We start from the raw sequence: 1,796 nt of genomic DNA, 5'->3' as shown, positions 1-1,796 counted from the left end.
GGTCTCGGCACTAGCAAATTGCTGTACCGCGCGGCGCTGAGTTGGTGTCGCAGTCTCGGCTTCCAACAACTGTGGGTGGCGACGCAAACCGCCAATCTGCCGGCGCTGCGGCTTTATTTAGCGAGCGGCGCACGGGTAGTTCATACCGCTCATTGGTTATACCGAGGACCTCATGATTCCATTTAATGTGCCACCGGTAGTCGGCACCGAATTGGGCTTTATGCAGACTGCAATGAATAGTGGCAAGCTGTCTGGTGACGGCGGGTTTACCCAGCGCTGCCAACAATGGCTTCAGAAGCGTTTCTGCAGCGCGAAGGTGTTGTTGACTCCTTCCTGTACCGCCTCACTGGAGATGGCGGCTATCCTGCTGGATATCCGCCCTGGCGATGAAGTGATTATGCCGAGCTACACCTTCGTGTCTACTGCCAACGCCTTTGTGCTGCGCGGTGCGACGATTGTATTCGTCGATATCCACCCGGACACCATGAACATAGATGAGGCGCTGATAGAAGCGGCAATTACACCCAAAACCCGCGTCATCGTGCCGGTTCATTATGCCGGCGTGGCCTGTGAAATGGATACCATCATGGCGATAGCCGAGTGGCACTCCTTGTGGGTGGTAGAAGACGCTGCGCAGGGAGTCATGGCGACTTATAAAGGGCGTGCCCTCGGCACCGTTGGCCATATCGGCTGCTTTAGTTTCCACGAAACCAAAAACTATACCGCCGGCGGTGAGGGCGGCGCAACGCTCATTAACGATGTGGCCCTTGTTGAGCAGGCGGAAATCGTCCGTGAAAAGGGCACTAACCGCAGCCAATTTTTTCGTGGCCAAGTGGATAAGTATACCTGGTGCGATATTGGTTCAAGCTATCTCATGGCGGATATACAGGCCGCCTATCTGTGGGCACAGTTGGAGGAGGCGGACATCATCAATCAACGGCGCCTAGCACTGTGGAATCGTTACGCGTCTGCGCTAGCGCCGTTGGACGGTTTGACGCTGCCGTCGGTACCGGTAACTTGTCTGCATAATGCCCACATGTTTTATGTCAAGTTGCGCGATATCGACGATCGAGACGGTTTCATCCGCCATTTGAAAGTAGCGGATATCTTGTCCGTTTTTCATTATATTCCGCTGCATGACAGCCCAGCGGGCCGCCGCTTTGGCCGGTTCCACGGCAGCGATTACCATACTCGGCACGAAAGTCAGCGCTTGGTGCGTCTACCGCTGTTTTATAATCTGAGCGATGACGACCAGCAGCGCGTCATTGACGCGACACACGGCTACTTCAACTGATATGTCTTTGACGAACGCATCCGTCTGGACCATGCTATCCACGATTATCAAAATTGGCACCGGTCTGCTGGTGGTGAAAGTACTGGCAGTGGCGTTTGGTCCAGACGGCGTGGGGCATGCCGGGAATTTCCGCCAGTTGGTCACAGTGCTGGGTGTGCTGTCAGGCGCCGGCATTTTCAACGGGATGACCAAACTGGTGGCGCAGCACCAGCATCAACCGGATCTGCTGCGCACAGCGCTGGGCACCGGCTCGGCGATGGTCCTTACTTCCTCGCTTCTACTGGCGGCGATATTTGTTTTTGCCGCCGCTCCTGTCAGCCGCGCGCTATTCGGTCATGAACATTATCGGGAGGCTGTCGTGGCGCTGGCGGTTATCCAATTTGGTATCGCCTGTGCCAACCTGGGTCTGGCGATTTTGAAAGGGTATCGTGACGCCGCTGGCAATGCATTTGCCGTCAGCGTTGGCAGTCTATTGGGTGCCACCGCCTTTTTTGTCTGCTAC

The 1,796-nt window shown here is 55.7% G+C and carries 3 protein-coding genes; all 3 read left to right on the top strand.

The annotated features are described in order from the left end of the window. A partial coding sequence (locus BG74_RS17665; protein WP_369678530.1) for a GNAT family N-acetyltransferase occupies window positions 1–186 on the top strand: 186 nt, incomplete at its 5' end. Next, window positions 173–1,294 carry a dTDP-4-amino-4,6-dideoxygalactose transaminase gene (rffA, locus tag BG74_RS07045; RefSeq protein ID WP_066597506.1) on the top strand — a complete coding sequence of 374 codons (1,122 nt, stop codon included), beginning with the start codon at window positions 173–175 and terminating at the stop codon, window positions 1,292–1,294. The genes BG74_RS17665 and rffA, both read left to right, overlap by 14 nt. Before the next feature lies 1 nt (window position 1,295). Continuing rightward, the coding region (locus tag BG74_RS17660) for an MATE family efflux transporter (RefSeq protein WP_501037420.1) at window positions 1,296–1,796 on the top strand (501 nt) is incomplete at its 3' end.

Source organism: Sodalis-like endosymbiont of Proechinophthirus fluctus, assembly GCF_001602625.1.
Classification (GTDB): domain Bacteria; phylum Pseudomonadota; class Gammaproteobacteria; order Enterobacterales; family Enterobacteriaceae.
Note: the sequence above shows the minus strand (reverse complement) of the source record. Positions and strands in the feature narration are given on the sequence as shown.